This is a genomic window from Levilactobacillus sp. FUA 3915, assembly GCF_044053135.1.
Classification (GTDB): Bacteria; Bacillota; Bacilli; order Lactobacillales; family Lactobacillaceae; genus Levilactobacillus; species Levilactobacillus lanxiensis.
In genome coordinates this window covers 2,581,901-2,595,623 of the sequence record NZ_CP168704.1, presented here as the reverse complement: position 1 = coordinate 2,595,623, position 13,723 = coordinate 2,581,901, and the positions used below count along the sequence as shown (strand labels likewise).

At 50.1% G+C, this 13,723-nt stretch carries 14 protein-coding genes; 2 read left to right on the top strand and 12 right to left on the bottom strand.

Features of this window, described 5'->3' with window-relative positions; translation table 11 throughout:
- Positions 1 to 25 precede the first annotated feature (25 nt).
- From ACEPST_RS11985 to rpsB, 9 genes are all read right to left on the bottom strand, one after another.
- Positions 26 to 1,738, bottom strand: coding sequence for a proline--tRNA ligase (locus ACEPST_RS11985; RefSeq protein WP_203645477.1), 1,713 nt, complete (start codon positions 1,736 to 1,738; stop codon positions 26 to 28).
- A gap of 35 nt (positions 1,739 to 1,773) precedes the next feature.
- Complete coding sequence (rseP, locus tag ACEPST_RS11980) at positions 1,774 to 3,051, bottom strand: RIP metalloprotease RseP (RefSeq protein ID WP_203645475.1); 1,278 nt, start codon at positions 3,049 to 3,051, stop codon at positions 1,774 to 1,776.
- A 99-nt stretch (positions 3,052 to 3,150) separates the two neighbouring features.
- Positions 3,151 to 3,939 (bottom strand): phosphatidate cytidylyltransferase, encoded by a 789-nt coding sequence (locus ACEPST_RS11975; protein ID WP_203637340.1) that lies wholly within the window; start codon positions 3,937 to 3,939, stop codon positions 3,151 to 3,153.
- A gap of 18 nt (positions 3,940 to 3,957) precedes the next feature.
- Complete coding sequence (locus ACEPST_RS11970) at positions 3,958 to 4,749, bottom strand: isoprenyl transferase (RefSeq protein WP_203645473.1); 792 nt, start codon at positions 4,747 to 4,749, stop codon at positions 3,958 to 3,960.
- Between the two features lie 101 nt (positions 4,750 to 4,850).
- Entirely contained in the window at positions 4,851 to 5,282 is a 432-nt protein-coding gene (locus tag ACEPST_RS11965) for a hypothetical protein (RefSeq protein WP_125762884.1), read from the bottom strand.
- Between the two features lie 26 nt (positions 5,283 to 5,308).
- Positions 5,309 to 5,866, bottom strand: coding sequence for a ribosome recycling factor (gene frr, locus ACEPST_RS11960; RefSeq protein ID WP_373306108.1), 558 nt, complete (start codon positions 5,864 to 5,866; stop codon positions 5,309 to 5,311).
- A 2-nt stretch (positions 5,867 to 5,868) separates the two neighbouring features.
- Entirely contained in the window at positions 5,869 to 6,591 is a 723-nt protein-coding gene (gene pyrH / locus ACEPST_RS11955) for a UMP kinase (protein ID WP_125762888.1), read from the bottom strand.
- Between the two features lie 275 nt (positions 6,592 to 6,866).
- Positions 6,867 to 7,751 (bottom strand): translation elongation factor Ts, encoded by an 885-nt coding sequence (gene tsf, locus ACEPST_RS11950; RefSeq protein WP_125762890.1) that lies wholly within the window; start codon positions 7,749 to 7,751, stop codon positions 6,867 to 6,869.
- Positions 7,752 to 7,899: 148 nt separating this feature from the next.
- A complete protein-coding gene (rpsB, locus tag ACEPST_RS11945; protein ID WP_125762893.1) occupies positions 7,900 to 8,697 on the bottom strand; it encodes a 30S ribosomal protein S2 in 798 nt (265 codons plus the stop codon).
- A gap of 344 nt (positions 8,698 to 9,041) precedes the next feature.
- Here rpsB and ACEPST_RS11940 point away from each other — a divergent pair, with 344 nt between their 5' ends.
- Entirely contained in the window at positions 9,042 to 9,764 is a 723-nt protein-coding gene (locus ACEPST_RS11940) for an HAD family hydrolase (RefSeq protein ID WP_203645468.1), read from the top strand.
- Between the two features lie 346 nt (positions 9,765 to 10,110).
- On the opposite strand, the gene ACEPST_RS11935 is transcribed toward ACEPST_RS11940, so the two are convergent.
- From ACEPST_RS11935 to ACEPST_RS11925, 3 genes are all read right to left on the bottom strand, one after another.
- A complete protein-coding gene (locus ACEPST_RS11935; protein ID WP_204121452.1) occupies positions 10,111 to 11,106 on the bottom strand; it encodes a D-2-hydroxyacid dehydrogenase in 996 nt (331 codons plus the stop codon).
- Positions 11,107 to 11,187: 81 nt separating this feature from the next.
- A complete protein-coding gene (locus ACEPST_RS11930) occupies positions 11,188 to 11,457 on the bottom strand; it encodes a GIY-YIG nuclease family protein (RefSeq protein WP_203637336.1) in 270 nt (89 codons plus the stop codon).
- Entirely contained in the window at positions 11,444 to 12,190 is a 747-nt protein-coding gene (locus ACEPST_RS11925; protein ID WP_204121453.1) for a tRNA1(Val) (adenine(37)-N6)-methyltransferase, read from the bottom strand. The genes ACEPST_RS11930 and ACEPST_RS11925 overlap by 14 nt, the downstream gene beginning before the upstream one ends.
- 415 nt (positions 12,191 to 12,605) lie before the next feature.
- Between ACEPST_RS11925 and ACEPST_RS11920 the strand changes: the two genes are divergently transcribed.
- Positions 12,606 to 13,241 carry a lysophospholipid acyltransferase family protein gene (locus tag ACEPST_RS11920; RefSeq protein ID WP_204121454.1) on the top strand — a complete coding sequence of 212 codons (636 nt, stop codon included), beginning with the start codon at positions 12,606 to 12,608 and terminating at the stop codon, positions 13,239 to 13,241.
- Positions 13,242 to 13,723: the final 482 nt, after the last annotated feature.

The window sequence follows — 13,723 nt, the reverse complement described above, 5'->3', positions numbered from 1 at the left end:
ATCAATGCTGGTCTTTACGGTGTCGCTAGTCGATGTCCTTGAACAGGATTTCAACGGTACTAGCAACCTCGTCCTTGATCACTTCGACCGTTTCACCAGTCTTGCGAATTTTAATTTCAACGATACCTTCGCCGGCCTTTTTCCCAATCGTGATGCGGACCGGAATCCCCATCAAATCAGAGTCAGCGAATTTCACGCCTGGGCGTTCTTTCCGGTCATCGGTCAGCACGCGGTAACCCTTGGCAGTCAACTCATTTTCGAGTTCAGTCGTCAGGTTCGCTTGGTCTTCCTTCTTCAGGTTGACGGGAACCAGGTGAATATCAAATGGCGCAATGTTCCGGGGCCAAACCAGCCCGTTCTCATCAGCTTGTTGTTCCGCAATGGCAGACAGTAAACGGCTTACACCGATACCGTAAGACCCCATCACAACAGGCTTTTGCCGGCCACCTTCGTCCAGAACGGTTGCGCCGAGTGCATCGGAGTAACGCGTCCCTAACTTAAAGATATGGCCAATTTCAATTCCCTTGGTGAACTTCAAGACGCCAGAACCGTCTGGTGACAGGTCACCGGGTTGGACATCTCTGAAGTCAGCGTAGGCGTCGACCCGGAAGTCGCGGCCAGCGTTGGCATTCACGTAATGGTAACCATCTTCATCGGCACCCACGATCACATTGACCATGTCGCCCACGTATTGGTCGGCTAAAATCTTAACGTCTTCGCCGACACCAACGGGACCAAGTGAACCGAAGTTAGCGTTCAAGTATTTCTGTGCATCTTCTGGCGTTGCTGGGTCCAAGAAGTCAGCATCCAAGTAATTCTTCAGCTTGGTTTCGTTGACTTCGTGGTCCCCACGAATCAAGACCATCACGGGTTGTTCCTTGTTGGCAACGTAAAGCATGCTCTTAACTAAAGTTGCAGGCTTCACGTCAAAGAAATCGGCAACTTCATCAATGGTCTTGGCACCAGGCGTCGCAACCTTCTTCAGGTCTTCGGCTTGGGCGTGAGACTTCTTACTGATGAAGAGGCTCTTAGCCATTTCCAAGTTAGCTGCGTAATCAGAGGAGTCGGAGTAGACGATGGTGTCTTCCCCAACGGGTGCGATGGCGGAGAATTCCTTGGAATCCTTCCCACCCATGGCACCACCATCCCCAACGATGGCCCGGTAGTTCAAGCCGACCCGGTTGAAGATGTTCTCATAGGCCTGTTCCATTTGATCATAGATTCGGTCTAAGTCTTCATCATTAATTGAGAAGGAGTAAGCATCCTTCATGATGAACTCACGGCCCCGTAATAAGCCGTACCGTGGCCGGTCTTCATCCCGGTACTTGGGTTGGATTTGGTACATCACCAACGGCAACCGCTTGTAGGATTTAATGGCGTCACGAATCAACATGGTAAAGGTTTCTTCGTGGGTTGGCCCTAAAATAAAGTCGGTGTCGTGGCGGTTCTTAAACTTAAATAAGTTCGGACCGTACGTCTCGTAACGGCCAGAATCCTGCCACAAGGTAGCGGGTAAAATGGCTGGCATCAACGTTTCAACAGCGTCAATTTTTTCCATTTCTTCGCGAATAATCGTTTCGATGTTCGCTAAGACCCGGTAAGCCAGTGGCAAATAAGCGTAAACCCCAGCAGTGACTTGGCGAATATACCCCGCCCGTAACATCATTTGGTGGCTCAACGCTTCTGCCCCATTCGGAACTTCCTTCAAAGTTGGAATGAGTAGTTTCGATTGTTTCATAGTTAAATATTCCCTTCCCGTAACGACCGAATTTGTTAATGAATGAAGTAACGTTCAATATCGTTCCACGTCACTAAGAGCATGAGTAGAACCAAGAACCCTACCCCCACCAACGTAATCGCCGCTTCCACATTTTCTGAAAGTGGTTTGCGTCGAATGGCTTCAATAAAGTTTAATAATATTTTACCACCATCGAGGGCTGGAATTGGCAATAAATTGACAATTGCTAAGTTAATTGAGAGGAATGCTAAGAAGTTCAGCACCCCAACGGCCCCGTACTGCGTGGCTTGAGAGGTTGTCGCAAAGATGGCGACAGGCCCCCCTAAATCATTCAAGCTAAAGTGACCGGAGACCATATGCCACAGCGCGCCAAACAAAGCCTTGGTCATGGTCCAGGTTTGGGTGAAGCCAGAGGCCAAAATGGCCCCAATATGCTTGTCCTGCGCCTGAGTAATCCCAATCATCCCCACGGTCTTGCCGTTAGACTTTTGTCCGGCGGGCGTTACCGTGACGTGCTTTGTCGTGGTTCCCCGTTGAATGGTCAGCGTGGTCTTCTTATGCGCCAGTGGCTGGATGGCATTGCTCAGATCCGTCCAACTCGTGGTCTTCTTGCCGTTGACGGCGGTAATCTTATCGTTCGTCTGAACGCCAGCCTTCTTGGCCACAGAAATTGGTGAACTCGCCACCTGAATCTGGTTGGTGCCCATTGCCACGCCACCCTGAACGAATGACATCAGCATAAAGGTCACAATGGCCAACAGAATGTTGTTCATCGGCCCGGCAAAGTTCGTCATTAACCGGCGACCCAGCGTCGCGGACTGGAACTGGACGTCCTTAGGCGCAATTTGCAGCTCGGTCCCATCGGACTCAATGATCGTTGCGTTGTGCGCCACAGGGTAGCGCTTAACCTCAGATTCATCGCCGTTCTCGTACCCTTCGATCCAGAGTTCATCCTCCAGATCAGTTCCGGTGACTTCCAGTGGAATCCCGTTAAACAGCGTCGATTTCTTACTGGTGTTGATTCGTTCAACTTGCTCGTTGTCACCAACGTAGAGGCTGACTGGCGTCCCAGGCTTAATTTCTTCCTCGTCGTCCTCGGCCCCGGCCATCCGAACGTACCCCCCTACCGGCAAGAGCCGCAGGGTGTAGGTCGTCCCATCTTTTCCCCGGTGATAGACCAGCTTGGGGCCCATCCCGATAGAAAATTCACGCACCAGGATCCCACCGCGTTTGGCAAAATAAAAATGCCCAAACTCATGCACGATGACCAGAATCCCGAAAACGATAATAAAGGTAATAATCGTTGTAATCACAGGTGTCGTCCCTTCTTCAGTCGAGAGTAGCGTTTCGTTTTTGCATCTGCTCCCTAGCATACCCTAAGGACCCTAGGGGGCGCAAGCGAACAGCTAAGTCTAAATCAATCCGAATAAATGGATGACTGGTAGAACTAACAGTAAACTATCGAACCGGTCTAAGATGCCACCATGACCGGGTAAAATCTTTCCAGAATCCTTCACGCCGTAATAACGCTTCAAAGCGGACTCAACTAAATCACCGAACTGACCCACGATGGAGAAGACCAACGTCAACAGAACCATGACCAGCAAACTGTAGTGACCAATTGGGTAGAAGTACCAGAAGACACTGCCAACAATCGTGGCCACTAAGGACCCCCCAATAGAGCCTTCCCAGGTCTTATTAGGACTGATGTGGGGAGCCAACTTGTTTTTCCCAATCTTCCGGCCAATCATGTAGGCGCCAGAGTCGGTCGTCCACACGATGAATAGCGCGTACAGCAGCGCAATCAGGCCCACGCCCCGTGCGGCAATGAAAAAGTGGAACCCAATCCCGATGTAGAGCATGCTCAAGGTAATGACCCCGGCATCGTCAAAGGAGAACCGGTTCTTGGAAACCACCGTCCGTAACAATAATAACAGGACAAACAAATAAACGATGTACCAAGGATTTAGGTAGCTGGGTAACCAGTCCCACCAACTGCTAGGTGCGATAACGGCAATGATACCGATACCAGAGATCCAAGCTTCCGGGCTGATCAGCAATTTTTTCCGCATGATCAGGACTTCTGACAACGCAACCAAGCCTAACGCAATGGCGGCGATGTCCACCCAGATGCCCCCCGCGATAATAATGGGGATAAATATGATTAAGGCGATGACCGCCGTAATAACCCGTTGTCTCATGTTAAAAGCTCCTCAATTTTATTTTTTCTCCGGTTCGGAGGCTAATCCCCCATACCGCCGGTGTCGCTGTTGATACTCATAAATAGCCTCTTCCAGCGCCGTTTGGTCAAAGTCCGGCCAATGTTGCTGGGTGAAGACAAACTCGCTGTAGGCGACCTGCCAGAGCATGAAATTCGATAGGCGTTCTTCCCCACTGGTCCGAATCAGCAGGTCGGGATCACGCAACTCACCCAGGTCACTGGTCATCAATTGTTGGTCGATGGCAGCGTCATCAATCGCGGCAGGATCTAAGGTCCCCGCCTGGACTTGTTGTGCCAACGTCTGAACGGCCGTCACGATTTCTGCGCGGCCCCCGTAGTTCAACGCGAAGTTCAGCACCATTCCCGTACACTCAGCGGTATCCGCAATCGCATCCTTGACCGCCTTTTGCGTGGCGGCTGGCAATTGATCAGTGTAGCCCATGACTTTCACACGGATGTTGTTCTTGATTAGGTCGGGCACAAAGGTCCCAAAGAAATCCACGGGCAACTTCATCAGATAATTTACTTCGGCAGTTGGCCGCTTCCAGTTCTCCGTTGAGAAAGCATAGAGCGTCAACACCTTGACCCCTAAATGACTCGCGGCCTTGGCCACCGTCTTGACGGTGTTCATCCCTTGCTTATGTCCGGCGATTCGGGGCAAATGCCGCTGCTGCGCCCACCGGCCGTTACCATCCATAATGATGGCGACGTGAGCCGGGATGTTGGCGTCATCCAGCTGGCGTTCTGTCACTTCACCCGTTGCTTGATCTTTTTTTGAAAATGAAAACACGGCGCACCTCCATTGGTCTTTACAACCTCTCATCATAACAAAAAAGAGACCGGGAAACTATCCCGGCCCCCAAATTGAGCGAAAACTTTAATTTTGACCGGCTACTCAATTAACCGCCATTCGCCACGCTTAGCATCCGCTAACGTACCAAAGTAGCTTAACAGGTTGTTGGCGTCATCGGCACTAACTTGGCCTAACAGGTTCAGGCCTTCCCCGGTTGGGAGTGGGTCGGACAGGTCCGTGATTTCATTGCCGTTTTCGATGGTTGCCTTAGAAAAGGCCACAATCCAGTCGTCACCGATCAATTGGGTGACCACAAAGAACAGGTTGAAGTCATCGCTAACAAAGGCTGGCTGGGCGTAAACGCCGTCTTGAATTTGTTCCAGTTCAGCACCGTTGTAGTTCAAGATTGAGACGTTTTCCGCGTTGACCGGATTGTTTAAACGAAAGACCATTTTGCCAAATTGTTCCGTACCTGGCGTGATTTCAATGTTTTCTGGATCTTCTTGGTTGTTTTGTTTGTCTTCTGCCATATTTAAGCGCTCCTTTTTATAGGTGGTTAGTCGGTCATAACTTCCTTTTCTTTGTCGGCAGCAATTGTGTCGACACCCTTGATGGCCTTGTCCGTTACTTTTTGAACTTGGTCTTCCAGGTTGTGCAGGTCGTCATCGGTGTAATCGCCGTTCTTATGGCCCTTTTTGATGCTATCCATGGCGTCACGACGGACGTTCCGGATGGCAACCTTGCCTTCTTCGGCTTTGGCCTTAACTTGCTTAGCAATTTCCTTACGCCGTTCCTCAGTTAATTGGGGAATGACCAAACGAAGAGCGGAACCATCGTTTGCTGGCGTAATACCGACATCGGATTCCAAGATTCCCTTTTCGATGTCTTCCAAGGCAGACTTGTCGTAAGGTGTCACCAACAAAAGCCGTGCTTCTGGAATGGTAATGGAAGCCACTTGGTTCAGTGGTGTTGCGGCGCCATAGTAGTCCACCATGACCCGGTTTAAGATGCTGGCGTTGGCCCGGCCGGCACGAATCGTTCCCAATTCACGCTTTAAGGCTTCTTCCGCCTTTTTCATTTTTGATTCTGCTGTTGTAACTATCTGATCAGCCATAATTATTTACCCCTAACTGTTGTCCCAATGTTCTCGCCCTCGACGACCTTGCGGATATTCCCCGGTTGGTTCAAGTTAAAGACGACAAATGGGATGTCATTATCCATTGAAAGTGAGCTAGCCGTCGTATCCATGACGTGCAAGCCCTTGTTGATAATATCTAACTGCGTTAATTGGTCAAACTTCACGGCGTTAGGATCCTTGTTGGGATCTGCTGAGTAAATCCCGTCAACCCCGTTTTTCGCCATCAAGATGGCATCGGCGTTGATTTCAGCTGCCCGTAAAGCAGCCGTGGTATCCGTGGAGAAGTATGGTGAACCCGTGCCCCCAGCAAAGATGACAACGCGTTCCTTTTCCAGGTGCCGAATAGCTTTGCGCCGGATGTAAGGTTCGGCAATTTGCCGCATCTCAATCGACGTTTGCACGCGGGTTGGGACCCCGATGGATTCCAAATTATCTTGGAGTGCCAGTGCGTTCATGATGGTGGCCAGCATGCCGATGTAATCGGCTTGGGCCCGTTCCATACCCATCTGTTCGCCAGAGACCCCGCGCCACATGTTACCGCCACCAACCACAATAGCGATTTGAATGCCCAAGTTATAAACGCTCTTGACCTCTTCCGCTACGGTTTTAATTACTGGCGGATTGATGCCAAACCCCTTGTCGCCGGCCAAAGCCTCGCCACTGAGTTTCAGCATAATCCGTTTATACTTTACGTCCGCCATTGTGTTTCCTCCTATTGTATTCTGACAATAATTCTATCATAAACAGGGGGCCAGTGATAGTCAGGGCGCACGAAAACCTGTTTTTCCTGACAATTCCTTACAAATTTCCCCATATTTGGAAAACTCTCACTGATAGCGCCTCCAGCTAAGTCTAGTGTAACGCAGAATCCATGACTTGTTTTGACTTATTTTATTGTCATCATTATTAATGTTTGGTTTTAATTCCAGCAAAAAAGCGTAGACTCCCTCGCGGAATCTACGCTTTTCTTCAGGAATTAACCGTTGATTTGGTCTTGAACTTCTTTGGCCAGGTCAACCGTTGGCTTTTCGATTCCTTCACCAACTTCGTAACGAACAAAGGTTACTAACTTGCCACCCTTGCTAGCAACGAATTGGCTGACAGTTTGGTCGCCATCCTTAACGAATGGTTGGTCAGCTAAACTGATTTCTGACAAGAACTTGTGCAGGCGGCCTTCAACCATCTTTTCAACGATCTTTTCAGGCTTGCCTTCATTGAGGGCTTCTTGCTTCAGAACTTCACGTTCATGAGCTAAGCGGTCAGCAGGAATGTCATCGCGAGAAACGAATTCTGGGTTGATGGCAGCGACGTGCATCGCAACATCCTTGGCAGTAGCTTCGTCGGCGCCTTCCAAAACAACCAATGCGGCGATTTGGCCACCTTGGTGTAAGTAAGAACCGAAGACTTGGCTATCCGTCTTCTTTTCGATAGCGAAACGACGTAATTGGACGTTTTCACTAGTGACTTGCGTGGTCTTAACGATTTCTTCGTTGATCGTTGAGCCATCAGCAGTTGGTAATGCCAAAGCAGCATCCAAGTCAGCTGGTTGCTTAGCAGCAATCGTGTCGGCAACTAAGTCAACTAAACCGTTGAAGGTGTCGTTGGTTGCGACGAAGTCAGTTTCTGAGTTGACTTCGATGATGGCAGCGGTGTTACCGTCAACCTTCACGCGAGCCAAACCGTTAGCAGCAACGTTGCCACTCTTCTTCTTGGCCTTAGCGATACCCTTTTCACGTAAGAAGTCGATGGCCTTGTCCATGTCGCCGTCAGAGGCAACGAGGGCCTTCTTAGCATCCATCATCCCAACTTGAGTCTTGTCCCGTAACTCTTTAACTTGTGCTGCAGTGATTTTACTTGCCATGTGTAATGGCCTCCTTTTATCAATTCATCTAAGGTACCAAAAAAGACTGACTCAATCTCAGGCCATTATCGGTCCTAAACATTAAGCCAGCCTAAGGTGCTTTAAATCATATTTGGAAAGTCACGGTTGCCCGCAACCTTGCATTTAATTACTTGTTGTCGCCTTCGACAGCGTTAACGATGCTTTCCATTGAGTTGTCGGTCTTCTTGTCGCCCTTAGCGGCATCAGACTTCTTTTCAAAGGTCTTTTCGTCAACTTGGTCTTCACCCTGACGGCCTTCAACAATGGCATCAGCCATCTTGGAAGTGATCAGACGAACGGCACGGATAGCGTCATCGTTAGATGGGATAACAACGTCGATTTCGTCTGGGTCAGTGTTCGTATCAACCATGGCAACGATCGGAATGTTCAACTTTTGTGCTTCGTGAACAGCGATTTGTTCCTTGCGAGGGTCAACGATGAACATAACGTCAGGCAGCTTAGGCATGTCTTCGATACCGCCTAAGAAACGTTCCAACTTGTCTTGAGACTTCTTAAGTAAGGAAACTTCCTTCTTAGGAAGAACATCAAAAGTACCGTCAGTAGCCATCTTCTTCAAAGACTTCAGACGCTTGATCCGAGTTTGGATGGTTTCCCAGTTAGTCAAAGTCCCACCTAACCAACGGTGGTTAACGTAGTATTGACCAGCACGGGTAGCTTCTTCTTCGATAGAGTCTTGTGCTTGCTTCTTAGTCCCAACAAACAGAACAACGGCGCCTTTAGCAGCTTCGTCCTTCATGTAGTTGTAAGCAGCGTCAATCAACTTCACCGTCTTTTGTAAGTCGATGATGTAGATACCGTTACGTTCCGTGAAGATGTATTGCTTCATCTTAGGGTTCCAACGACGGGTTTGGTGACCAAAGTGGACACCGGCTTCGAGCAGTTGTTTCATTGAAATAACAGCCATGATAAAATGCCTCCAAATAGTTTTTGATTTCCTCCCCCGCGCTCAACTGACTGGAGAACTCGCAAGCGAGCACCCCTCCGGTCATCACGCGAGGTGTGAATTGGCGCATACGCACCGAAAGTAATTATACAAAATCTCTCGGCTAAACACAAGCAAAAGTTTAGGATTCTTGGCAACCTTGTCCGAAGGCTGGTGTGATGCCGTTCGTTAATTTCCGCCCTGCTGGATTCTCTTAGTCCCTTGGTTAAAGCCAGAGCCGAACATTAGTCCCCTTCATCCCAGAAAATTGGCATTTTTTAATAAGTATGATAAACTACCAAAGAACTAAATGAGGAGGAAACGAAATGATAAAAGCGGTCGTCTTCGATGTCGATGACACGCTCTATGACCAAAAGGCTCCCTTCGTGGCCGCCTTGGAACCACTAGTAACCAATTCAGAAACGCTCGATTTCACCCAGGCCTTTCAGGACTACCGCTGCCAAAGCGCTAGTGCCTACGACCAGGTCGCCAGTGGCCGCTGGTCGCACGAAGAAATGGCCGTCAACCGTTTGAACGCTACCCTGCAAAAGCAGGACGCCGCGCCGGTTGACAGTGCCACGGCATTAGCGTTTGAACAAGCCTATGCCGCTGGCCTGCAAGAGATTAAATTGTTCCCCGGGCTGGCAACCGCCTTGGACCAACTGAAAGACCAATTTAAGTTGGGCATTATTACCAATGGTAAAACGCAACACCAACTCGCCAAAGTCATGCAATTGGAAATGCACCGTTGGATCGACCGGGATAACATCATCACATCTGAAGAAGCCGGTTTGGCCAAACCCGACCCGCAGATCTTCACGATGATGAATCACCGCTTGAACCTCCGTGCCACCGAGGTCGCCTACGTGGGTGACTGCTACGGCATGGACGTCAAGGGGGCTAAGCAAGCCGGTTGGCACGCCTTCTGGTTCAACCACCGCAACGCGGAAATGACCGATGGCGGTAGTTGGATTCCTGATCAGACGGTCGGCGATTCTTTGGAACTGCAGGACCTCCTGCTCGCCCTCTCCGCCGTCCCTGAACTGTAGGAACCGATTGTGCTTTGTCAGTCGTTCCCGGCGGCGGGTTCAAAACGGCCTGCTATGGGGTCGGTTCCAGCCTGAGAAACGGGCTTCCACCTCGACTTTGCGCCAAAGAACGGTCGCAAAGATCGTCCCGTGGACTAGGCTGAGACAAAACCTCAGCCAAGACCACCGACACAGCTGACCATTTTGACCCGCCTCTGGTCACTGACATTGCGCAACGGTTTACAGTTCATTCTTAATTTGACTAATTATAACTGGCAAACTTGTTTGATTCGGTTAGTCTTCCTAAATTGAAAAGTAAGCATAAAAAAAGTCGCTCACGTTGAGCGGCTTTTTTGCTAGCAATTTTTTAGAACTTAACTTCGTTCTCAGCCTTGCCAGTTTCAATTAATTGTTTGTTGTTGTTTAAAGCAAATTGGACCATGTTCTTAACGGCCGTCTTGGTGTAGAAGGCGATGTGTGGCGTAACCAGCACGTTTTCGCGCTTCATCAAGTTCTTCAGGCGTTCGTCAGGAATGGCATCAAAGCTACCGAAGTCGGTGTTGAAGATGCCCACTTCGTCTTCGTAAACATCCAGCGCTGCGCCGGCAACCTTGCCGCTGTCGAGGGCCCGGATCAAAGCGTCCGTGTCAATCAGCGCACCACGGGCAGGGTTCAAGATCCAGACGCCATCCTTCATCTTACCGAAGGCGTCGTCGTTCAACATCTTTTCGTTGTCTTTAGTTGCGGGTGCGTGTAAGGAAATAACGTCGGCTTGGGCGTACAATTCATCCAGCGTATCCACGTAGATGCCCTGCTTTTCCAGTTCTGGGTTGTGGAAGACATCGTAAGCAATCACCTTGGCACCGAAGCCTTGGTAAATCTTCATGGCCGCGCGACCAATCCGACCGGTGGCGACGATACCCACTGTCATGCTGTTCAATTCATCCGCAATGTCTGGGGCCCACGTCAGGTCACCATTGGCCTGCTTGCGGTCAAACGTTGGTGTCCGCCGTAACAGACGCATCAATTGGGTAACCGTCAATTCAGCAATCGCTTCTGGTGAGTAAGCGGGAACGTTGGTGACCTTAAAGCCGTTACGTTTAACAGCATCAGCATCAACGTTATCCACACCGACATTCCGCAATGACAGATTGGTCACGCCATTCGCAGCCAACTTATCTAAGACAGCCGCCGTGTAAGGCTTTTGTTGGTAAACCACTGCCCCGTCATAGCCTTTAGCAAGATCAACCGTCTTGTCGTCTAAAAGGTCGCCGACAGCCTTAACTTCAATCCCTTGTTCCTTGGACCATTGTTCCAAATAAGGTTGTTCGTCATCACGAATGCCATAAGCAATAATTTTCACAGTAATTTCCTCCTCAAATTAATTTGAGACACTTTTTTGAAGCACGGGGATAGTGTAACACAGATAAACCAATTTTCTCCACTAAAGCGTTACCCCATGATCGGCTAGGTAGGCCAATTTCTTTTGCCGGCTCTGATGCTTGAAGGCCCACTCCGCGTGTAAGGCATCATGTTTGCTGTTAAATTCTTCACTATAGAGGACCTTCAATGGCCGATGAACCTTCGTGTACTTGGCGCCCTTGCCGGCCAAATGGGTGGCAAAGCGCTTAGCAACGTCGGTCGTGAATCCGCCATACAGGGAATTGTCCGCGCACAAGAGCACGTAGAAGTAATACAACTTAGTGTTGGCCATAGAGTAACGCCTCCACTTCGGGCGTGTAATGGCCTTGCGCGTCGTAAACTGTGAGTGGTGTTGGAAACCGCAGTCCCCCGGGCTTGCCGTCCTTGATAGCTTCGACCAGGACCATGTTGGCTTCCTTGCCGGGCTTCGGGTGAACCAGCCGCACGCGTTTAGGTGCCAACCGGTTCGCCGTCATCAGCTCCAACAGCTGAAGCAGTCGGTCTGGCCGATGGACAAAGTAGGCCTTCCCATTCATCTTGAGCAAGCCACTAGTCGTTTCAACAATCGTTGCCAAATTAGTCAAAATCTCATGGCGGGCAATCGCCAGGTACCGGTTCGGATTCTTCTGACTATCCGGCAGATCTTCGAAGTACGGTGGATTGCAGGTCACCACGTCCACCGAATCTTTTGGAATCCAGTCGTTCACCTGGGCCAAGTCACCCTCGTATACCGTCATGCGGTCCGTCAGGTCATTCAAAGCGATGCTGCGCCGGGCCATGTCGGCCAACCGCGGCTGAATCTCCACCTCAGCTAGCTGGCCGTGCGTCTTGCCACTCATAAACAGGCCCACCGCGCCATTGCCGGCACACAGGTCGACCGTTTGACTGGTGGCGCGCAACGGGAGCTTGGCGAAGTCCGCCAACAATACGGCGTCCAGTGAAAAGGCAAAGACCTCGGGACTCTGAATAATTTGAATATCTTGACTATATAATTGATCGATTCGTTCATCGGGTTTCAGGTTCACCGATAACGCCTCCGTTTCGTTAAATGGTTTTTGATTAAAATTAGTTGGCTTGCGGTAATTGTTCGTTCCCGGCGGCGGGCTCAAGGTTCCCTGCTGTGGGGTCGGTTCCAGCCTGAGAGGCGGGCTTCCACCTCAACTGGGAACCTTGGCCCGCCTCTGGTCACTGACACTGGCCACTCTGCCGCATTTTGCCAACCTGGTAACTCACTCTCTTGAGCTGCCATTCTATATTTCTCTTGCATGAACGAATGCTTTAGACACTCACGCTATTTTTACATATTCGGGTCATCAAACCAGCCACCCAGATAGTTGTCACGCGCACAATTCTCTGGCATTTTCACAAGATAACTTGCAACCCCGCGACTTTTTTTGCATACTAGAAACAATCAGTTTCATTGCGAGAGGAGTGTATCACATGTTTTATAAATTCTTACGGGGCGTGGTTTGTACGATTTTGTACATTGTCAATGGCCGGGCGCGGTACGTTCACCAAGCTGACTTACCGGACGGCCCTTACGTTTTGGTGGGTCCCCACCGGACCTGGTTTGATCCCGTTTATTTTGCCATGGCGGGTTATCCGCGCAAGTTTAGTTTTATGGCCAAGGAAGAATTGTTCCAAAACCCTATTTTCCGATGGTTGTTGAAACATGTCAACGGTTTTCCAGTAAATCGTGACCATCCGGGCCCTTCAGCCATCAAAACCCCGGTCCGGATTCTACGTCAGGGTGAGCTATCACTGATTATGTTCCCTTCAGGTTCCCGGCACTCCGCCGAACTCAAGGGCGGTGCGGCGGTCATTGCTAAGATGGCTGGCGTCCCCCTAGTTCCTGCCGTCTACCAAGGTCCCCTGACTTTCAAGCAACTATTTTCTCGTAAACCGGTCACGATCGCCTTTGGAACCCCCATCGTCATCGACCGCAAGATGAAATTAAACGAGGAAGGCCAAGCCGTCATCGAAAAAGAAATGCAGGCGGCCTTCGACAAGCTCGACAACGAAATCGACCCGAACTTCCACTACGTTGACGTCACGGGCGAAAAGAAAAAAGATTAACGCAATCATTATTCCATGATAAAAGGGCTTCGTTAGTGTCTGACACAGTATCTACTGTGCCGCACTAACGAAGCCCTTTTTCGTTTCACTTTTAATTCAGCTGCCAACAGTCACAACGATAAAGTAGATGAATGCTGACAGAACGCTTAACTATCCGAACACAGAACTGATAATTTTACGCCAGTCTGAGCCGCATGACTGGTTAAAATATGTCCACCGCAGGCAGTCTCAGTGACCAGAGGCGGGCCAAGGTTCCCGGCTGTGTCGATGGTCTTGGCTGGAGTTCTTTTCCAGCCTAGACCATGGGACGACCTTTGAGACCGATTTTTGGCTCAAAGTCGAGGTGAAAGCCCGCCTCTCAGGCTGTAACCTGCCCCATAGCAGGGAACCTTGAGTCCGCCGCCGGGAACGAACAGCCCCGCGTCCCGGCATATTTTAACCAGTCCGGAGGCGCTGACAGCAACACACCCGCCCATCTGAAA